This is a genomic window from Mucilaginibacter sp. A5337 (genome assembly GCF_059690695.1).
On sequence record NZ_JCAWEC010000007.1, the window covers coordinates 339,570 to 360,368 of the forward strand.

13 protein-coding genes are annotated in these 20,799 nt (G+C 43.6%); 9 read left to right on the forward strand and 4 right to left on the reverse strand.

Going from position 1 to position 20,799, the window contains the following annotated elements; all coding sequences use genetic code 11:
• Positions 1-161: 161 nt before the first annotated feature.
• Positions 162-866 carry a hypothetical protein gene (locus AC59JO_RS24020; protein WP_497308545.1) on the forward strand — a complete coding sequence of 235 codons (705 nt, stop codon included), beginning with the start codon at positions 162-164 and terminating at the stop codon, positions 864-866.
• 9 nt (positions 867-875) lie between these two features.
• The gene (locus tag AC59JO_RS24025; protein ID WP_497308547.1) at positions 876-2,711 is read left to right on the forward strand and encodes a hypothetical protein; all 1,836 of its coding nucleotides are present in this window, start codon (positions 876-878) and stop codon (positions 2,709-2,711) included.
• A 59-nt stretch (positions 2,712-2,770) separates the two neighbouring features.
• Here AC59JO_RS24025 and AC59JO_RS24030 read toward each other — a convergent pair whose 3' ends face one another.
• Positions 2,771-5,218, reverse strand: a complete 2,448-nt coding sequence (locus tag AC59JO_RS24030; protein WP_497308549.1) for a bifunctional YncE family protein/alkaline phosphatase family protein — start codon at positions 5,216-5,218, stop codon at positions 2,771-2,773.
• A 345-nt stretch (positions 5,219-5,563) separates the two neighbouring features.
• Between AC59JO_RS24030 and AC59JO_RS24035 the strand changes: the two genes are divergently transcribed.
• Genes AC59JO_RS24035 through AC59JO_RS24055 form a run of 5 tightly spaced genes read left to right on the forward strand, consistent with a single transcriptional unit; the run spans position 5,564 to position 8,014 of the window.
• Positions 5,564-5,887, forward strand: a complete 324-nt coding sequence (locus AC59JO_RS24035) for an ArsR/SmtB family transcription factor (RefSeq protein ID WP_091214294.1) — start codon at positions 5,564-5,566, stop codon at positions 5,885-5,887.
• A gap of 1 nt (position 5,888) precedes the next feature.
• Positions 5,889-6,344 (forward strand): SRPBCC family protein, encoded by a 456-nt coding sequence (locus AC59JO_RS24040; protein ID WP_497308551.1) that lies wholly within the window; start codon positions 5,889-5,891, stop codon positions 6,342-6,344.
• On the forward strand, positions 6,334-6,750 hold the full coding sequence (locus AC59JO_RS24045) for an LIC_13387 family protein (RefSeq protein ID WP_497308553.1): 417 nt from the start codon (positions 6,334-6,336) through the stop codon (positions 6,748-6,750). The genes AC59JO_RS24040 and AC59JO_RS24045 overlap by 11 nt, the downstream gene beginning before the upstream one ends.
• The gene (locus tag AC59JO_RS24050; protein ID WP_497308555.1) at positions 6,732-7,601 is read left to right on the forward strand and encodes an SRPBCC domain-containing protein; all 870 of its coding nucleotides are present in this window, start codon (positions 6,732-6,734) and stop codon (positions 7,599-7,601) included. Before AC59JO_RS24045 ends, AC59JO_RS24050 begins: the two co-directional genes overlap by 19 nt.
• Positions 7,598-8,014, forward strand: coding sequence for an SRPBCC family protein (locus AC59JO_RS24055; protein WP_497308557.1), 417 nt, complete (start codon positions 7,598-7,600; stop codon positions 8,012-8,014). Before AC59JO_RS24050 ends, AC59JO_RS24055 begins: the two co-directional genes overlap by 4 nt.
• 333 nt (positions 8,015-8,347) lie before the next feature.
• Here AC59JO_RS24055 and galB read toward each other — a convergent pair whose 3' ends face one another.
• The 3 genes from galB to AC59JO_RS24070 all read right to left on the reverse strand — a co-directional run bounded on the left by galB (position 8,348) and on the right by AC59JO_RS24070 (position 16,375).
• The gene (gene galB, locus AC59JO_RS24060) at positions 8,348-11,137 is read right to left on the reverse strand and encodes a beta-galactosidase GalB (protein ID WP_497308559.1); all 2,790 of its coding nucleotides are present in this window, start codon (positions 11,135-11,137) and stop codon (positions 8,348-8,350) included.
• 100 nt (positions 11,138-11,237) lie between these two features.
• Complete coding sequence (locus tag AC59JO_RS24065) at positions 11,238-13,232, reverse strand: RagB/SusD family nutrient uptake outer membrane protein (protein ID WP_497308561.1); 1,995 nt, start codon at positions 13,230-13,232, stop codon at positions 11,238-11,240.
• Positions 13,233-13,243: 11 nt separating this feature from the next.
• A complete protein-coding gene (locus tag AC59JO_RS24070) occupies positions 13,244-16,375 on the reverse strand; it encodes a SusC/RagA family TonB-linked outer membrane protein (protein ID WP_497308563.1) in 3,132 nt (1,043 codons plus the stop codon).
• A gap of 592 nt (positions 16,376-16,967) precedes the next feature.
• Between AC59JO_RS24070 and AC59JO_RS24075 the strand changes: the two genes are divergently transcribed.
• Both AC59JO_RS24075 and AC59JO_RS24080 read left to right on the forward strand, forming a co-directional pair.
• Positions 16,968-19,547 carry a glycosyl hydrolase 115 family protein gene (locus AC59JO_RS24075; protein WP_497308565.1) on the forward strand — a complete coding sequence of 860 codons (2,580 nt, stop codon included), beginning with the start codon at positions 16,968-16,970 and terminating at the stop codon, positions 19,545-19,547.
• 212 nt (positions 19,548-19,759) lie between these two features.
• Positions 19,760-20,785 carry a LacI family DNA-binding transcriptional regulator gene (locus AC59JO_RS24080; protein WP_497308567.1) on the forward strand — a complete coding sequence of 342 codons (1,026 nt, stop codon included), beginning with the start codon at positions 19,760-19,762 and terminating at the stop codon, positions 20,783-20,785.
• Positions 20,786-20,799: the final 14 nt, after the last annotated feature.

Consider the following 20,799-nt stretch of genomic DNA (forward strand, 5'->3'; position numbering starts at 1 on the left):
AAGATAAGCATCATAATTACAGCTATAAGCGAATTTGTAATACAAAACCTGGAATATTGACTATATGATAACCCTCCAGCCTACTCTTAAAAATTTCAGTTCAATGACCATAACTAATATTTTTTCTTATTTTTAAATTCAAAACCGCTAAACCTTTCACAGTGAAAAAAACAATACCCATTTTTTTTATACTATTCGCATTATTTACGGGCTGCACAAAAGAACATTCAGTAAATCCGGCACCCCAAAAATTAGTAACGGTATCACTACATCCTAACTACTTAGTATTGCCACCAAGTAATTGGCAGCAGGTTTTGGGTGGCTCAGCGACATTAAAATTAACGCCACAAAACAGTGACTCTGTAACACTCTCGTCAATATCAACTACTGTAAATTTAAAAGATGTGGCCTCGTATAAGCAACAGGTAGTTGTCGGTACCTATGATGTTACACTTAATACCCAAAGTACAGCAGCAGTTGATACTTTTATAAGGTTTACATCAAAAGCAGATCATGTGCCTATCAATAAAGATGAAACCATAAATCTGGCGGCAACAACAACAGATGCCGTAATTACAATCAGTACTAAACTGATCGACAGCACAGTAACACCAACCTTTAAATCGGGCAACCAAACAACACATAATTTAGCGAAGGCTAATGGTTATTACTTTTTATATGCCAGGGACGCGACGAGCGGCACAATAACTTTTAGCTTAAGCAATGGCTATCAATACATGAAAGACCTCACTGTTAGGGCAATGAACCAGTACGATCTTATACCGGTATCCAATTCATACGGAGAGTTATCGATTAAATCATACCCTTTCAACATAGCTTCATCAACCCAAATCCGCATTAATTAGCCTTATCACATGAAAAAATATTTACTGCCACTTTTTGCCGGATTAATGCTGATCCTGAACAGTTGTAAAAAAAGCCAGGATAACGCCCCTCAAAATGTAGATGTACCCCAAATCTCTATTCAAAGCGTTAACTGCCCTTCATTTGTAAACAGCACCTGGGTTAATGTTTTTGGCGGAAAAGGATTATTCAGGTTTGAACTTTTGAATTCAGATAACACAGTATCCTCAACTGTAAAAGATAGTATAGATTTAACACAGTTAAGTACCTACACTAAGGACTTACCCAAAGGAACTTATAACATCTATCTATCGTCAAAAAACCAAACAAGCGTTGCTGATACGTTTATACGTTTTAACGCCCAAATTACCCGGTTAACGCTTGCCCAAAAACAGACTGCTTCATTAACCGGCACCACAAATGATGCACTCATTACTATCAATAAAAACCTGGTTGCAGCCAATAACACACCTTCGTTTAAGGCAGATTCAATAACATCGCCATTTAAATTTGCACTTATCAATGGCTATTACTACCTGTATGTTAAAGGTGGTATTGCCGGTGCAGTTACTTTTAGCGATAACGCAACCGGGCAAACCGTAACCAAAAGGCTATCAACAATTACGCTGAACCAATATAACCTTGGGGTACAGCATAATAATGGCACATTGCAGGTAATTTTCACTCCCTTTGCGTATAACAGCGTTAACGCCAGCTCAAGCACACTTTTAACGCTGAATATCAATACCAATGATTATTATTTTATAAACAGCAATGTTTATTTCATAGCTACAGACCAAAACGGCAAAGTACTTAATGCAGTAAAATATATAAATGGTACCTCAACCTTCAAATTGCCGTCCTTAACCGCTTTTGAACAGGATAGGTTTAACTTTTTCATTGTAATTAATCCGATAATCAGCGGTTTTAACCCAAGCATAACAGGATACCTTCAGGTAAAAAAAGGAAGTGTTTATACTAACATTACTCAAGGGCTTCCTCAAAAAAACTTTACAATTCTTAAACCTCATTTAAAAAATGTTCCGGTGTTTGATAATATAGCTATGAGCACGGCAACTATTGATCGTTACATAAACAAGCTTTCGGACACGGCCTATCTTCAGCAACTCGTATACCAGGAGGGAAGTAAGCTATGGGTACAAATGCTAAGCAACAACCAGTATTCTTATAATTTTTTAACGATACCCAAAGGCACGGCCGATTTAGATGTAGACCTGCATCAGCTGACACAAACACCACTCGTAAAGCATGTTACAGCACCCGGAAATTACTTCTTTTACAGTATCAATGCTAAACCCGATACTGATTATGCACAAGGCTACAGATTTTATACCATGAGCACTATTGCCAATAGCGGCGACATTTATTATCCGAGGGAAACATTTCCGGAGTACGATATTTATACCGGTTACACAATCGGGCAGTTTCAATACTCCTTTGTTTTGACAGGAAAAACCATCCCCGATCAGGCACCTGGTTTTGATGCATCATTTAGTGTAAGCGGCAATAACCTTACGAATTTTTCATCGACTTGCTCGGGGAAATTTGATTATTACCACGCCAGCTTTTTAAATGTACATGCAGGTGGCAATTTAAATGTTGAACTCTATTCACCATCGGCAGGTAATTGCAACAGCTTTGTACTTCCGGACTTTTCCCAATACCTGAATATGCCAACTTTTAATCCGGCTGCTGAAATATTAACCAATTTTGAACTTGAACAGTACAGCGGGTTTAACGAACAAAACTTCACTTATAAAAATGTGAACCGGATTTTTAGCTTTCGCAATTTTAATTGCAAGTCAGTTTCGAAAGCTTTCAATTAAAAATGAGGGCAAAAAAGCGAAAGAGGAGTGCCGGCACTCCTCTTTCGCTTTTTTTTATACTAATCATCGTCGTCAGCTTTTTGGACAGCTTTTACAAATGCTGCCCGAACCGGCGTTGGTACAATTGCATTTTCGCCTTTAATGGCTCTCCATACCATGTTGTTCATGATCTCGTCGGGTACGCGGTCAACGGCCGAAAAGTCAAGCCCCTTAGCCATTCCGGCAAGCTTGGTACCCTTGGGGTTAAGCTCGTTAAGGTTAATATTGGAGCGGATGCTGTTGAAAGGAGTAGTATCAGCCGTTTTATTAAAACAACGCCACATAGCCGTAGCCGATGCATCATACTGTGTCATAGGCGGTAAACCGAGGATCAGCTCGATGGTACGCAGCATTGACGAGGTAGAATACATGGTATGATCAACAAAGTTGCGTTTTACAAATCCCCCGGCAATGTATGCAGGCGAACGGTGCGCATCAACATGATCGGGGCCGTTCTGGGCATCATCTTCCAGTATAAAAATCACGCTGTTTCCCCAGATAGGGCTTTTGCTGATATGCTCTACTAACCTGCCAACCGCAACGTCATTATCTGCAACATGGGCAAAAGGTGTAGGCCTGCCCGGGCTGGTGCCTTCGGTATGGTCAGACAGCATGCGGATGGTATTTAGCCGTGGCAAGGCATTGTTGTGCATCAGCGAATCAAAGTCATGTTCCCAGGCCTGGTACCGCAGGGTGTCAGGGTCACGCAAATCATGGGTTGGATAGGCCTTTGTAAAATGATCTTTTAATATAGGGATCTGCGGCGTGTTATCGGCATTGATAAACTCGCCGTAGGTGCGAAAGGTCACATTAAACCGGTTGGCCTGATCCCAAATGTATAATTTATTTTTTGCCGTGAGGCCAACTGCACCCGGACCACGGTTGCCATAACTGGTTGGCCAGTTTTTCTCCATGTAATCGGTAGCGTAGGCACCCAGGCTCCAGTTATGACCATCGGCGCTAACTTCGCCATCTACGTAAAAATTGTCGAGCAGCACAAATTTTTCGGCTAATGCGTGGTGGTTGGGCGTAATGCGTTTGCCAAACAATAGCAGGCTGGTGTCACCATTGCCCTTCGGCATATCTGACAGTACCTGATCATACGTCCGGTTTTCCTGGATAACATAAAAAACATATTTTATGGGCGAGGCCGCTCCTACTTTAGCCGGAATGGGATTACCATCTTCACTGCTTGCTGTTGTTTCCTGTTCGCGATGGTAAGGTGTGTTGTGAACTACAGCCTGCGAATAAACCGGCAGTTGTTTGGCTGTTGGTGTCGGGATGATGCTCAAAGTCCCCATTAGTAAGCCGCCGCCAATGTATTCTGTACGTGCAGGCCTGAACGGATCGCCCCCATGTAGTACCACTGTTTGGTTTTTGGCTGCCGGGTTAGGCCCATGCGGATTAGGCAGCGACGAAAAACCTTTGGCATTGGCAACATATAATTTATCATCTATAACGCGCACAACACTCGGGAACCAGCCTGTAGGCACAAAACCAAGCGACTGACTGGCACCCGGCTTTGTAACATCAAATACAGCCAGGCAGTTATTATCGGCATTGGCTATATACAGTGTTTTTCCATCATTGCTCAGCGCTACCGAGTTACTGGTAGTGCCGCTAAGCGGCGTTGGTGATACTGCAGTATTTAGCGTTTCCAGCACCTTTGCTTTGCGCACATCAATTACAGATACCGTATTGTCATTGGCGTTAGCTACGTACAAGTATTTCCCATTGCGCGAAATACACAGGTCATTAGGGTTATCGCCAACCGCAATGGCATTCGTTAGCTTATTTTCTTTGGTATCAAATATGGCCACCTTATCACCTCCCCAAAGACTTATGTACAGCTTTGACATATCAGGCGATAGCAGACAGGTATAAGCCTCAGTACCTAATTTAACCTGCTGAAGGATGTTTTTTGTTTTAAGATCGATAAGGTACAAACTATTATCAAGTTTGGTAACAACGTATAAAATTCCACGTTTATCATCAATAGCCAGGCCGGTAGGCGAAATAGATGCCGAATTGGGCTTTTTACTCCATGCTTCACCCAGTTTTATGGTATCAGCAGCAAGCAGCTTATCATTTGTGATAGCATAACGGATAATCCAGTTATTATCACCACCGGAGGCGTAGAGCGATTGCTCGTCTGCACTGAAAACCAGGCCACCCCAGGCTTTACTGATCAATACTTTATCAAGCTCACGATCTGTACGGGCATCTAACAGTTGAATAGTTTGAACACTCTGGCCGTTATTGGTGACGGCTGCATAATGGTGGCTTTTGCTTACTGCGATATTTAAAGGCAGGTCGCCGAGAGGTAAACTCTTACCTACGGGTGTTAACGACCATCCGTTTGGCAATTTCACCCGCTTATTTTCGATAGTAGCAAGATCCTGAGCCCGAACAAACCTGCTGCAAATAAGTAACAGGGCAATCAGACATAATATTTTTTTTAGCGACATAACTTTTAATTAATTTTTTTCAATTGTCAATACTTGATAAACATATCATACAATTGATGTGCGGGTAAAAGTAGACCACCAATATTAACCTATTATTAAATCATGCCCCCGTACCACCTGCTCTATTGTAACAAAGTCATTGGAATCGGCCGGTACTATCAAATATCGAATTTTTACATTCCAGGCTTATATTATTCCCGGTGATTTTGAAACTGATATAACCTATTTTATTCAATAAACTTTTAGGCTGCAGGCCTGCGATCCGGTTAATTAAAAAAAATTTGCAAAATCAATTTTTATTAGTAAGTTTATACTTACGGTAAGCAAATACTTACTATTTAAACTATGAACAGCAATCTGGCTTTTAACGCATTAGGCGATCCGACCCGGAGGTCGATTTTTGAAAAGTTACAACAAGGTCCTTTATCAGTGGTACATATTGCTGAAGGGATGAGTGTGAGCCGCCCTGCGGTATCACAGCACCTGAAAGTACTGAAAGAAGCAAAGCTGATCAGCCTGAAAACGGTTGGCAATAACAATATTTATGAACTTAATCGTGAAGGGATCATTGCTATGAGAAATTATCTGGATAAGTTCTGGGATGATGCTTTGGCGAATTTCAAGGCACTGGCCGAAAAAACCGAAAAAGAAAACGAACACCTAAACTAATATGATACCCAATATTAAAAAAGAACTATTAATTGCCGCCGGTCAGGAAAGCTGTTTTAAGGTTTTCACCCAAAAAATGGATTTGTGGTGGCCTAAAACACATCATGTGGGAAAATGCGCCATGATAGAAATGGTGCTGGAGCAGGAACAAGGCGGGCGCTGGTACAGCAAACATGAAGACGGCAGCGAAGTAAATGTCGGTACGGTACTAAGCTGGAACCCTTATGATCTGTTGGTACTCAACTGGCAAATTAATGCCAATTTTCAATATGACCCGGGCGTCACAACAGAGGTCGAAGTTCAATTTATTGCTGAAGGCCCTAAAACTACCCGCGTATTGATGGAACACAAAGACCTCCACCGTTTGGGAGAGGGAGGCAAAGCTGTGGAAAGCATGGATGAAGGATGGGGAATGATACTGAACCTTTATAAAAACACTGTTGAATATGAAGCCTAAAATCGCTTTACGTATTGCCGCCATTTTAATGCTGCTGCACACACTGGGCCATACCATAGGTGCGTTGACCTGGAAACAAGCGCCAAATGCCACCATACAGCGCGTGGTTGACGGAATGAACAATAACCATTTCCCCTTTATGGGCAGCTCCGTTAGCCTTGGGCTTTTCTTTGATGGTTACGGTTTCATCATGATTGGCGTATTGCTGTTGCTCACCGCACTGCTTTGGCTTCTTTCGGCCGAACCCAATCGCAGGTTCATCCTGCCCGTCGGTTTATTTCTGCTTTCTATGGGTACTATCGAACTGATCTATTTCTTTCCCTTTGCCGCAGCGTTTTCGCTGCTGGCAGGATTATCAACCATATATGCTTACTTTAAATCACCATTATGGAAACGCTCGAATTAAACACCATCCGAAAAGAAATTATCGTTTCGGCGGCGCAACAGACCGCCTTTGAAGTATTTGTAAACCAAATGGGGCTTTGGTGGCCGGCTTCGGGCCATACCGATGACTGCCCAATGATAAGGGTTGGCCTGGAGCCCAAAGCCGGCGGGCGCTGGGTCGGGTATAACAGAGACGGTGATGAAAGCGAATTGGGCAAAGTTTTGATCTTCGATCCTTACGCCTTGTTTGCGCTTGATTGGCAAACCGATGCCGATCTGCGGTTTGATCCCGATCTGCACACCGAAGTAAGGGTAGAGTTTATCCCGGAAGGCGATAAACAAACGCGCGTAAAACTAACCCACTTTAATGTGGAACGCCTGGGCGAAGCGGCTCGCAGCATTAATGAAGGATGGGGAGGCATTATGGAAGTTTATCAAAACTTCATCACCAACAGTTTCAGCACCACGATTAATATTACCATCAGCCCCGAAGCTGCGCTACAAAAAATAAGCGAGGTGACAAACTGGTGGGGTGTTAACTTTGAAGGCAGTGCAAACAAACAGGGAGACCACTTTGTGATTAAAATGGGGCCGGAGGCCTGGTTTAACTATACAGTTGTCGAGCTTGTGCCCGGCAAAAAAGTAGTGTGGCACGTAGATGACTGCTATATGCCCTGGTACGAAGATAAAACGGAATGGAAGGGTCAAGACATGGTTTTTGAGATTAATGATAACACGCTCACCTTTACACATTTGGGCCTTGTAGCAGGAATTGCCTGTTTTAAAGACTGCGTGCCCGGCTGGACACACTGGATCACCCGCAGCCTGAAATCATATTTTGAAACCGGTAAGGGAGATTTTAAACAAAGATGAATTCGTACAATGCCACTATATCCATCAGCAGCCCATCTGGCGAAGCCTTCCGGAAAATAACAGAGGTACCCAATTGGTGGACAACTGATTTTGAAGGTAAGGCTGCGCAGGTTGGAGACGAATTCATTATCCACCATCCTGGAGCACATTACGCCAAACATCGAGTGATAGTGTCCGAGCCGGGAGTGCAACTCATATGGCTGGTTACCGAAAGCAAACTTAATTGGTTGAGAAACCAGGAGGAATGGACTAACACTAAAATGATATTCAAACTAAAACCCGGCAAACTGCATTTTACCCATGAAGGATTAACCCCTGATAAAGAATCCTATGCACGTTGCTCCCAGGGCTGGAAAGAGGTTATTTTAGAAAAATTATCGACCTACATAGGGATATTCAGTCCTAATCTCTAACCAATACCCTGTTATTAAGAAGTTGTATCATAAAATCAAATTGACGGCCCCGGGTGTTATGTTACCTATAAATTGAACTTTAGCCGATCATATTACAAAAAGGGGGGTTAACACATTTTCGGCCTAAAAAATACTTAAACATCTGATTATAAATATTTTAAGCTAAAATTAACACTAAATTATGTTAACCCTGTTAACCCCCATTTTATTAATAAAGTTAATTAAATAGAAATTATATATCGCTTAAGTATCTAAAAACAAAAAGAGGCTGATCATTATGATACAGCCTCTGGCAAACGATTTGCCGAAACTCAAATACCCACCTATCTGAATCTATTTAGTCATCACAGTCACGCTTTCGGGTTTCAGATCAGTCGACTCTGCCTTAATTATCAACTTGCCCGGTTGCCCGCTTTTTGATTTTATAATAACCAACGCCATACCGCTAAAGGCCTTTCTGCTCTTTGACGGAAATGCTACCAAATCTGAAGGATCCCCGTTATCAGTCGCAACAATTTCGCCCGGCCCTGTGATTGAGAATTGAATATCATTATTTGCTTCAGGAACTAAATTACCTGCTTCATCCAGCACTTTTACTGTTATGAACGAAAGATCATATCCGTCCGCCTTGATTACTTTACGGTCTGCTGTAAGCTCCAATTTTGAAGCAGCGCCAGCAGTTTTGACAGTTTCAGTAGCCCACAATTGTCCGTTTTTATAAGTTACTACTTTAAGTTGTCCGGGTTGATATTTAACGCTATCCCACCTAAACCGGTATTCAAACGCGCCTCTTCTTATACGCCCCTGTGATTTGCCATTCAGGAACAGTTCTGCCTCATCAGCCGAAGAAAAAACATGGACAGGCGTAATTTTCCCCTCTCTTCCTGGCCAGCTCCAATGAGGCAGTATGTGAGCGAATGGAAGATCCGGACGCCAGCGTGACTGGTACAGGTAAAACCTGTCTTTTTTAAACCCAGCAAGATCAATAATACCTGAATAGGAGCTCCGGGAGCTGTAATATGGTGTCGGCTCTCCTATATAGTCCCAGCCCGACCATACAAACTCACCTGCAACAAAAGGATGTTTATCCTGAGACATAAAAACTTTATCCGGCGAGGCACCAAATTGAGCGGTATAAAGCTCATAAGCGCTGACGTACCTGTGATGTGGGTCGCCACCCGAGGTATCATTTACAGGAGCGCTGATCCCTTTTGTAACCGGGTAAATATAGGTACCGCGTGTACTCAGGGTAGATGCTGTTTCACTGCTTACAATCATTTTTTGAGGAAATTTGCTGTGAAATGCCGGATATAAAGGACTTGTCCTGATACCTTTTAACCCCGCATAGGCAGGTGCATCCCTGATTCCTTCACCCTGGTAATTGAGGGAGATAAGGTCGGTTGATTCCGGAAACGGCATATTGGGCCGAGCATAGTTCATGGATGCAGCTGTCGGCCTTGCCGGATCTTCGTCCTTGACAATACCGGCCAGCTTTTTTGCTACATCGGCCCCGGCATCACCGGTATACTGCTCCCCTACCTCGTTGCCGAAACTCCATGTAATAATTGATGGATGATTTTTATCCCTGCGGATAAACGAGCGGATATCTGCTTCATACCATTCCGGGAAAATAAGGTGAAAGTCCAATGGAGTTTTTCCCTGGTTCCAGCAATCAAACACTTCATCAATAACGAGGAAGCCCATTTTATCAGCCATGTCAAGCAACTCGGGTGCCGGCGGATTGTGCGCCAGGCGGATGGCGTTACACCCCAATTCCCTTAACAATTCGAGTTGCCGCTCGGTTGCCCTGGCGTTGAAAGCAACACCAAGTGCGCCAAGGTCGTTATGCTGGTTAACACCCTGGATCCTGATTTGCCGGCCATTAACTATTACTCCTTTAACGGGGTCAAATTTAATATCGCGTATCCCAAACGGTGTTCTGTAAGTATCAACCAACTGTGAACCAACGTAAAGTCGTGTTATTGCAGTATACAGGTTAGGCCTTTGTTGCGGTAACGGCCCCCAAAGCGCCGGATGGCTAAGCACTACCTGTTTTGTTACAGATTGCTTTGCGTGATTGCTAATATGGATCACCGATACCGGAAAATTAACTACCGGCTTTTCTACTCCCGATGCATTATCAGTGTGGTAAATACCAGTAACCACTTTTACCTGCTGATCTTTATTTCCCTTGTTTTCTACATTGACTTTCAACGCCACAGTTGCCGATGATTCGGACACATTGGAGGTTTGGACCGTTGTGCCCCATTGTGCTACCTGCACGGCGTTTGTTTTAGTAAGCCAAACGTTCCGGTAAAGGCCGCTCCCGGGATACCATCTTGACGAATTGGGCGGGTTATCCAACCTGATAGCAATCTGATTAGCGCCACCAAATTTGACATAGGGTGTTAAATCCAACCTGAAAGAATTGTAACCATAGGGCCAGCCGCCAACCAATTTTCCGTTTAACCACACCATGGCGTATGACATGGCGCCATCAATATCAAGGTAGATAGATTTGGATTTGTCGGCAGCCGGGATAGTGATCTTTTTCCTGTACCAGGCAATCCCCTGAACAGGCAATCTGCCCATTCCTCCGCCTACAATGGCATTGGTATCTGTATAAAAAGGCCCCTTTGCAGCCCAGTCATGCGGAAGATCTATATGTTGCCACTGGCGGTCGTCAAAGCCTTCCTGTACAAATGGAAAATTTTCACCGGGATTTCCCGCAGGCCTGAGGTAGTGTTTTGATGCATCTGCAATGAAATCGTTGGCGGATGGCAGGATCCATTTTTTTAACACCTTTTCGGATGTACCCTCAAAATCGGCCTGCGCCGGGCGGCTGTCGGCAACTATATCGTCATGTTTGTTATAAACGGCCGGGCGTTCATCGTATATCAGGTTATCGCCTTTATCATCGTACCGGTAAAACATCCAGCCTTTGTTGATATTGATCCGTTCCCTCCCCGCTGTAAGCTTTTCTTTTTTTTGTTGGGCGATAGCAGGGATCGATATCAAAATCACTAAAAACGAAACAAGCGGCAAGCGCTTTAGCTTTGTCCTGCAAGGGATTTCTTTAAAAAAACTTAATTGTGCGGGTGCAACGGGCTGTTTAAATTTCATATAAAAACCGGACAGAGAAGATTACTCAATTATAAATAAATCAGGGAGAAAAGATCTTCTCTCCCTGATTATTTGTTGATGATGAAAGGTATTCCCCCGATTAATATCCGGGGTTTTGATATGCTTTTTTATCCGCAGCGCTCATGTCCATTCCATCCAGTTGCGACTGAGGAATCGGGCGCAGATAATAAGCCGGCGTAATGGTTCGGCTAACCGTTGAAACTGTGTGATCTTTCCAATCGTTAGGATTTGTAGCGCCTGCAATCTGGAAACTGCTGCTTAGCTCGGTCCATTTTTGCGTACGCACCAAATCAAACCAACGATAGCCTTCTCCAAAGTACTCACGTGTCCTTTCGGCCAAAATATAGTTGATGTCGATCGTTCCCGGAGTAGCTGCGATCATTGCCGCGCTGTTGTCTTCAATTTTGGTTACGTTATTACCATTATCAAAGCGCCACTTGCCGGCACGGGCACGGATAACGTTGATCAAGCCTCTTGCAGTTCCATCATTTGCATAAGTTCCGCTAACGGCCTTAGTTGTGGCTCCCTTAACAGCTGCTTCTGCTGCAATAAAAAACAATTCAGAGAATTTTGCTACAGGAAAAGGACGTGTTAAGCTGGCATTTGGCGATCCAAGGCCACCGTTATTATCGGTACGGTATGGCCCCAGTTTCCAGGTGCCCGGATAGCAGATCCTGCTGAAAGCACTCGGCTCTATCACATAATCAGCTCTTCCGGGTAAAACGCCGGCGCCCACAGTACTGTTGAATTTAGCATTTGAGTAATCTACGCCTCCCACATCTGCATTTAAAAAGCTCAGTACAGGATCATTCTCTGCTACGGGCAGAAAATTGGCGTTGTAAAGAAATGCCGGTACGGCCCCATTAACCTTAACAGCAGCTTCCACAAAATTTGTACGGTACCTGGTCACAAATGTGCCATCGTAACGCGAATCATTTGTCTTATCGGCAAAGGTATTTTTAAATATTGCCTGAGGCGGGGCAAGCATTGTCCACGGGCGGCCAAGTGACTGCACTGCGGCACGCTGAACCGAACTTACAGCAGCCCATGCCGTTGCGGAAGTACTGCTTTTTATGTTGGTATAGTTCCATTGCTCAAACCAGGCGGCAAAGCTATCTGTTCCGAAACCTCCGCCGCTATAGCTAAGATCGCCACCGTTGTAAATACTGCTCGACTGGGTATGATCGGCATATAAAAGCGTTTCGTTATTACGATCATTGGTTGCCAGGCTAACGTCATAAAACGTAGGCTGTAAGCCAAACGGACCAGGGCTTTGAATTGCTGCTGTTGCTGTATCATAGGCGGCCTGGAAATACCATGCAGCATTGTGGCCGGCCGGATCTGTACGTTGCGCATCAGGATAAGTAGGGATGCCATTAGGGTTTTGTAACCACCAGCCGTAAGTTAGATATGCCTTAGCCAAAAACAGGCGTGCTACAGTTTGGGTAACGCCACCTACAACACGGCCCGAGGTTGGTAATTTATCAATAGCTGTCAGCAAATCCGGAAACACTGCTTTGGTATAAACCTCTGGTACGGTATTGCGTTTAGATGTCCGCACCGTAGAGGTATTGAATTTCAGTTCGCCGGCCCCAAGATCAAGCGGTACGCCGCCAAAGGTTTGAACCAGCAGAAAATAATCAAAAGCACGGAAAAACCTGGCTTCTGCGATCAGTGCATCTGAAACGCCAACCGCTGCACCATTTTCAATTACACCGCTGGCGGTATTGATGTTAGGGAATGCAGCGCCCCATAAAATACCGGTATTGCTCGATGCAGGATCAATGGTTCCTACTCCTGAAAAGTCGAGATTTTTCACGTTACCATCGGAGTTTTGGCCCCAGGTTGCTTCATCGGTACTAATCTCGTTCGAATTAAGAAAATAACCATTGCCATACATATAACGCATATGCCCGTAGCACGAGGTGATACCACCTACCACACCAGCCTGTGTTTTGAAATAATCGGGCGTGAAAATTGCACGTGGCTTTTCATCCAGGATTTTTTTACAACCTGTCATGGTAAACATAGTCAGGACAGATAACCTTAATATATTGTTGTATACTCGATTCATTGTTGCATATTTTAAAATGATACATTAAGACCTACCAGATAATTACGTGTATTAGGCGTATTATACCCTACAGTTAACAATCTTCTTTGTCCATATCCATAAGCCACGGCCATATTTCCGCCGTCATTGGCAAATGAATTTGGCTCAGGGTCCATACCTGATTGCTTGTAATAAGGAGAGAAGAATACAAATGGATTTTGAGCGGTTGCATAAACCCTCAATCGCTTCATGCCAATATGGTTCATCCATTTTCCTGAAAAGTTATAGCCCAGGGTAATGGCCCGTATTTTCAGGTACGATCCGTCAAAATAGCCCAGCGTAGATCCGTACTTTGGATTGTTACTGTTTTTAGGGCCGTTAGGATCAGGGAACTGTGCGCCAGGGTTATCAGGTGTCCAGTAATTGATATCAATCTGTCCGCGCCTCCCGTCTTCAAGGTTAAGATAACCATTTGACCCATACAGGGTGCTGTTCAGGATACCGCCGCTTACAAATGCGCCTACTATGGTAAGGTCAATGGCCTTATAAGCAACCCTTGTATTGAAGCCTCCCTGAAATTTAGGATCAGCATCCAGGATCTGTCTATCGGCAGATCCGATGATGCGGCTCGGAGATCCATCGGCATTATAACCGCCGGTATATAATACCTTGATCATTCCAACCTGTCCTCCGCTGCCTTCGTACTGCTTAACGGCAGTAGCCTCATTGGCCTGCCAGATACCTACTTTTTTATAATCGAATATGACGTTTAAAGGATGGCCTACAAAAAGCCAGTTGCTTTCGTCCCTGGTTTGGCCCGATGCCAGGCTCACAACTTTATTAACGTTGCGGTAAAGGTTTACTCCTAAATCCCAGCTCCAGCCATTGTTATTGCTTATGATGGTACCGTTAAGCGAGATCTCAAAACCTTTGTTTTGTGTTGAACCTACGTTGCCGGTATAACTGCTTACGCCTGATGTTGAAGGCAAGCCCACACTTAACAACAGGTTGTTTGTATTGGTAACATAACCTTCAACGGTACCGGAAAGACGGCTGTTGAACAAAGAGAAGTCCAAACCAAGGTTTTTAGTTTTTGAATATTCCCAGCCCAGTTGCGGGTTAGGCAGTACAGTTACGTAATAACCATTGGCGTTTGTGCTGCCAAAGTTATATGGGCGTACACTTAACTGGCCAAGCGTAGCGTAAGGCGCTACCGACTGGTTGGAAGTTTGACCATAACCAGCACGCAATTTCAATGAAGTAACCCAATTAACATCTTTCATGAAAGATTCCCTTGAGATATTCCAGCCTGCTGAAATTGCAGGGTAACTATGCCATTTGTGACCTGCGGCCAGTCGTGACGAGGCATCGCTCCTGAAAGTAGCGCTGAGCATATAACGATCATCATATGAGTACATGATACGCCCCATGTATGACATCAGGCCGCTTTGGGTGTAAGCCTGGTTATTAGGGTCAATGGTAATATCATCATTACTACCGGTTGAGGTTTGGCCCAGGTTATAATACTGAAAAGTATCGCCGGCCAGGTTCCTTCTGCTGATAGACTGATTGTTGTAATTTACCTGCTCAGAAGAGTATAATGCAGTTACATTGATGGTATGTTTCTGCGCAAAAGTTTTATCGTAAAATAACAAGTTTTCAACTGTCCATTGGGTAGTAAGTGAGTTAGTGGTAGATGCAACATTAGGATTTGCCGGATCAGAACTAAAAACACCAACACCAGTATAGCTACCGTTAAAGCTGGTACGGATATTACCGCCCAGGTTCAGGCGATATTTTAATCCCTCAACTCCCGGAATCTTCATTTCGCCATAAAGGGAGTTATAAGAAGCAAATTCTTTTGTCCGATTCGCGTACTGATCGCCAAGTGCATCCATTGTTTTCCTGGTTTGCACCCACTGAATGTCCTGTGGCATGGTAACCACCCTTTTGGTACTTCCATCGGCATTGAAAGGATTTGCCAACGGCGACATGCTTAACACGCCGTACATACCGATGCTGGAGCCATCGGTAATGCTATAGCTGTTGTTAGTAGTAAATCCAACCTTGAACAGTTTACCTATCCCCTGATCAAGAGATCCGCGTAACGAGATACGGTTATATTGAGAAAGCGGCACCGGGGCTTCATCGCGATAATAACCCACACCAAATTTATAGCTTCCTTTATTGGTACCGCCGGTAACACTTACGTCATGATTAGTTACCGCAGCAGGTCTGTAAAACAGGTGTTGCCAATCGGTGTTGGTGTTGCCTGTAGTATCCTCATCTGCGCCAGGGTTTTTGTTCAGCCCAGCCCTTTTTCTCAGTGCAAGATATTTGCCCGACTGCATCATCGGATATTTCAATACGTCCTTAGCGCCGTAATAACCCGAGTATGCTACCTGGGGCTCCTGGCCAGTGCTGCCTTTTTTGGTAGTGATCAAAATAACACCGTTGGCACCACGTGAACCATAAATTGCCGTGGCCGACGCATCCTTGAGGATGTCAACACTTTTGATATCATCAGGACTGATATCGGCAATTGTTCCGCCAAAAGGGATCCCATCCAGCACGATCAACGGATCGTTGGAAGCATTGATGGAACGTGTACCACGAATACGGATTTGCATGGTTGCACCCGGTTTTGTTGAGGTTTGTGCCAGTTCAACGCCTGCTACACGCCCCTGTAAGGCCTGCGCAATATTCGCCGATGGCACTTCGTTAAGTTTTGCTCCGCTGATGGAAGCAACAGAACCGGTAACGGCCTCCTTTCGCTGGCTGCCATATCCCACAACAATAACATCGTTCAGGCTTTTAGGCTCTAATGCCAGTGTTACCGTAACGTTCGTCTGGTTATTTAAAGTAAGGTCCTGAGCAACATAGCCTACTGATGTTATGTGCAAAACGGCATTTCCCGGCGATGAAATCTGGAAACCGCCGTCGGCATCTGTAATTGTGCCGCTTTTAACGCCTTTAACGCGTACGGTGGCCCCGGCAATTCCCTGTCCCCGTTCATCTATCACCCGCCCTTTAACAGGTTTATTTTGGGCATACAGGTTAAAAGAAAAAAAACTTAACAGGGCAATCAAAAAAATTGCAGCCGTCTTTTTAAAAAGGGGCAGGTCAGCACCCCATTCATGTTTTGTGTAAATTTTTACTCGCATAATTCATTTTATAATGGTTAGAAGTGTAGGTTTTAATAAGTCCTTCCTGAAAATCCCCGGTCCTTGACTGGCTGACTTCCGCCTTTGTTTATCAATTGATCATTATATTTTTTTATATTCGAAATTTTCACGCAATCGATTGCAAAACCAAAGCATCAAAAACTCCTTTTTTTTAAAATTTTGATAATTGTTTATAATTATTTAGCTAAGAACCCAGCACCCCTTCTATTCAATTGTAGTAATAAATTACCCCTATTGGCAATCGATTGCTCAATTACGGCAAAATTATAAGAACGCGTAATTATGGCATATATAAGGTTCATAAAGCAATCCATAAGAGGAACTTGGGTTAAAACTTTGTTTAATTGGCGAAGGCAAGATACAACAAAAATTTAATTGTGCAATCGATTGCAATTTTATTTTTATAAATTACACCAATTTTAAGGCCGTAAGGGATTTATTGCCCGATAAAGCATACCATTTTTAAGCCATTTATAACAACATTTAAGAAATCATTAGCCCTTGTTTAGGATGCCAGGACAATCTCCTGAACCGAAACAAGCATACCGGATATAGTAAACTTTAATAAGAGATGATATTTAGAAAAACAATCAGTTTAACGCTGGCAATTTTATCCACCATTGTTTTTAAAAGCGTTGTGATGGCCCAGTCACCGGGGCACCCTCATTTAATAAGTGAGCAAATAACCGCCGGTTATTTTCCTCTCGTTAATGAAACAGGCAGCTCGCTGGTATGGTTAAGTGAAAACGAATGGCCAGGCGTGCGGCTGGCAGTTGGCAGCTTTTTGAAGGACATCCAGGCCGTAACCGGTAAAACCGCGGTTTTGGCAGCATCTCCTAAATCAAAAAGACTGGTAATTGTAGGTACCCTCGGAAAAAATCCGGTTATAGACAAAATGGTAAAAAACGGGCAATTAAACGTTAACGGAGTAGCAGGCAAATGGGAAAGCTACGTAATACAGGCTGTTAACCGGCCTTTTCCGGGAGTTGACCAGGCACTTGTTATTGCCGGCAGCGATAAACGTGGTACAATTTTCGGGGTCTACGATCTTTCGGCCCAGATAGGCGTATCTCCCTGGTACTGGTGGGCAGATGTGCCTCCTGCACATAAAAAAGCAATTTATGTTAACCCACTCAAACATACGGATGGCAGTCCGGCTGTGAAATACCGCGGCATTTTTATCAATGATGAAGCTCCCGCGTTTTCGGGCTGGGCACGTGAAAAATTTGGAGGTATCAATCATCTCGTCTATGAAAGAATGTTTGAGCTTATTTTACGGTTAAAAGGCAATTATCTGTGGCCAGCTATGTGGGGCAGTGCCTTTAATGATGACGACATGCAAAACCCCGTACTTGCCGATGAATATGGCGTTGTTATGGGCACATCCCACCATGAACCGATGGACCGCGCGCAGCAAGAATGGAAGAAATATGGCAAAGGTGAGTGGAATTACGAAAATAACAAGGAGGTGCTGCAATCATTCTGGCGGCAGGGAATTGAAAACATGGGTACCAAAGAAACAGTTGTAACCATTGGCATGCGGGGTGACGGCGATAAACCTATGACCGAGGGCAGCAATATAGCACTGTTAGAAAACATTGTTAAAGACCAGCGAAACATTATAGGAGAAGTACTAAAAAAATCGCCGGAAAGCGTTCCGCAGATGTGGGCCTTATATAAGGAGGTACAAGATTATTATGATAAGGGGATGCGCGTTCCGGATGATGTTACACTTTTATTGTGTGATGATAACTGGGGCAATATCCGTAAACTACCATCATTAACAGCAAAGCCAAGAAAGGGCGGTTATGGCATTTATTACCACTTTGATTATGTTGGCGGCCCAAGAAACTATAAATGGCTAAACACCAACACCATATCAAAAACCTGGGAGCAAATGCACCTGGCCTATACGTATAACGCCAGGCAGATATGGGTTGTAAATGTAGGCGATCTGAAACCCATGGAGTACCCGATCAGCTTTTTCCTGGATTATGCCTGGAACCCCGAAAAATGGTCTGCTTCAAACCTGGGTAGTTATGCGCAACAATGGGCGGCGCAGCAATTTGGCACTCAATATGCCTCCCAAATAGCAGGCATGCTTACACGTTATACCCGTTACAATGCCAGATGTAAGCCGGAACTATTAAATCAAAACACATACAGCTTCTCCAACTATAATGAATTTGGTCGGGTGGTTAGCGATTACAGCAACCTACTGGCCGAAGCAGAGCAAATCAATACAGTTATTGGCAGTGAATATAAAGATGCCTACTTCGAACTTGTACTTCATCCCATACAGGCGTGTGCAAATTTAAATGAGATGTATTTTGAGGCTGCGAAAAACAAATTCTATGCGCAATCAGGAAACTCCACAGCGACCGATCAGGCAGCAGCAAACGTTAAAAAACTATTTGACCGTGACCAGGAAATATCAGACTATTACAATACCAAGCTGGCAAACGGCAAATGGAACCATATGATGGACCAAACGCATATCGGGTATGTATCATGGTTTGATCCGAAGACTAATAAGATGCCTGAATTGTTTAAGGCTGGCGCAGGCTTGGACTCTTTACATAAGTCTACCGATGCGCCATCAGGACTGAATTTGCAGGTTGGCTCCGGCCAAAAAAGCGGGTTCATAGCTATAGAAGCGGAGCATTATAACCGGGCCTTACCGTCAGGGAATGTAACCTGGGTAGTTATTCCTGATTTTGGCAACACGATATCGGGCGTAACGCCCTGGCCGGTAACTGCTCCACGTTTAACCCCGGGAGGAACTTCTTCGCATTTAGAATACGATGTTAATTTGACAGATACCGGTAAAGTAGCAATTACATGCTTCATCTCCCCTACCCTTGATTTTAAAAATGGCAATGGCTTATATTATGCGGTATCGATTGATGATGAGCAACCGCAACGGGTGAACACAGCCCCTAAAGTAGACAGCAGGGATTGGTCAGAAACCGTATCGAACAATATCAGGAAACTAACTACGATACATCATATCAGCCATGCCGGAAAACATACGATTAAATACTGGATGGTTGACCCGGCCGTTGTACTGGAACGGGTTGTGTTAAATACAGGCGGACTTAAACCAAGTTATCTCGGTCCACCCGATTCAGGCAAAAGAACGGACAGGTAAGTTTTCAATTAGCGTAACCACTTATTTTTAATGAGTTACGCTAATTAAAGCGATACTTATTAGGCTCAATTTGTTTTATAACTCCCCTATTCGGAATACTGCGAGTATATGACAATTCAACCACAATACAATCGATTGCATTTTTCGTTCTTTGCTATTATTTTATTTATATATTTATAGCTAAACCGGTAAACCACATTCCCCTAAAAAGCGTGCAAAAAGAGATAACTATTTACGATATCGCGGCGAAACTTAATATTTCGGCTGCAACTGTTAGCAGGGGTCTGAAAGATCATCCAAGGGTTAGCAAGGCAACAAAAAAACTGATTGTGAAAACAGCAGATGAAATGGGTTACCGTTCTAATTCATTTGCAAGCAACCTCCGTAAAAAGCAAAGCAATGTTATTGGGGTAATAGTCCCCCGGCTAAACAGCAACTTTATGGCCGATGTACTTGCCGGCATTGAAAAGGTAGTTAACAATAACAACTATAACCTGTTTATAAGTCAATCGCTTGAAACGATGAAAAAAGAGGCCAGCAACGCAAAAGCGATGCTTAATAACCGGGTAGATGGCTTACTGGTTTCCGTAGCGTATGATACTACCAGCTTCGACCACTTTGAGCCATTTATTAAACGTAATATCCCTGTTATATTTTTCGATCGTGTGTTTGATCATGCATCGTGCCCGCAAATTTACATCGACAATTACAAAGCGGCATATGATATTACCAGCCACCTTATAAAACAAGGATGCAAAAAGATAGTCCATATAGGAGGCAATCAGTTACGTAATGTATACTCAGAACGTTTTGAGGGCTATAAAAAAGCTTTAGAAGAAAACCATATCGGGTTTGACCATAATTTAGTGATCATTAATGACCTTACCAGTGAAGCGGGTGCTGAGACTGCATATGAAATTTTAAAGATGCAGCCGCGCCCCGATGGTTTGTTTGTGGCCAATGACATATGCGCAGTAGGCTGTATGCAGGCCTTAAAAAAAGAAGGGATAAATATCCCTGATGATATAGCAGTTGCCGGATTTAACAATGACCCAACTGCCACTGTAATTGAGCCGGCACTCACAACTGTAAACTACAAAGGCTATGAAATGGGAGAAGCTGCAGCCAAATTAATGATCAATTATTTACTCGGCAAACAGGACCTTCAGCAAACGCACGGGCTTATACTACGATCTGAATTGATTATCCGCGAATCATCCCTTCGGGATAGTCTGTAGTGATCACAAACAAT

What these genes read in the sequence shown, in the direction of transcription:
- AC59JO_RS24025 (WP_497308547.1), top strand. Translation starts at nt 876, where the DNA reads ATGAAAAAATATTTACTGCCACTTTTTGCCGGATTAATGCTGATCCTG.
- AC59JO_RS24030 (WP_497308549.1), bottom strand. Translation starts at nt 5,218, where the DNA reads ATGTCGCTAAAAAAAATATTATGTCTGATTGCCCTGTTACTTATTTGC.
- AC59JO_RS24035 (WP_091214294.1), top strand. Translation starts at nt 5,564, where the DNA reads ATGAACAGCAATCTGGCTTTTAACGCATTAGGCGATCCGACCCGGAGG.
- AC59JO_RS24040 (WP_497308551.1), top strand. Translation starts at nt 5,889, where the DNA reads ATGATACCCAATATTAAAAAAGAACTATTAATTGCCGCCGGTCAGGAA.
- AC59JO_RS24045 (WP_497308553.1), top strand. Translation starts at nt 6,334, where the DNA reads ATGAAGCCTAAAATCGCTTTACGTATTGCCGCCATTTTAATGCTGCTG.
- AC59JO_RS24050 (WP_497308555.1), top strand. Translation starts at nt 6,732, where the DNA reads ATGGAAACGCTCGAATTAAACACCATCCGAAAAGAAATTATCGTTTCG.
- AC59JO_RS24055 (WP_497308557.1), top strand. Translation starts at nt 7,598, where the DNA reads ATGAATTCGTACAATGCCACTATATCCATCAGCAGCCCATCTGGCGAA.
- galB (WP_497308559.1), bottom strand. Translation starts at nt 11,137, where the DNA reads ATGAAATTTAAACAGCCCGTTGCACCCGCACAATTAAGTTTTTTTAAA.
- AC59JO_RS24065 (WP_497308561.1), bottom strand. Translation starts at nt 13,232, where the DNA reads ATGAATCGAGTATACAACAATATATTAAGGTTATCTGTCCTGACTATG.
- AC59JO_RS24070 (WP_497308563.1), bottom strand. Translation starts at nt 16,375, where the DNA reads ATGCGAGTAAAAATTTACACAAAACATGAATGGGGTGCTGACCTGCCC.
- AC59JO_RS24075 (WP_497308565.1), top strand. Translation starts at nt 16,968, where the DNA reads ATGATATTTAGAAAAACAATCAGTTTAACGCTGGCAATTTTATCCACC.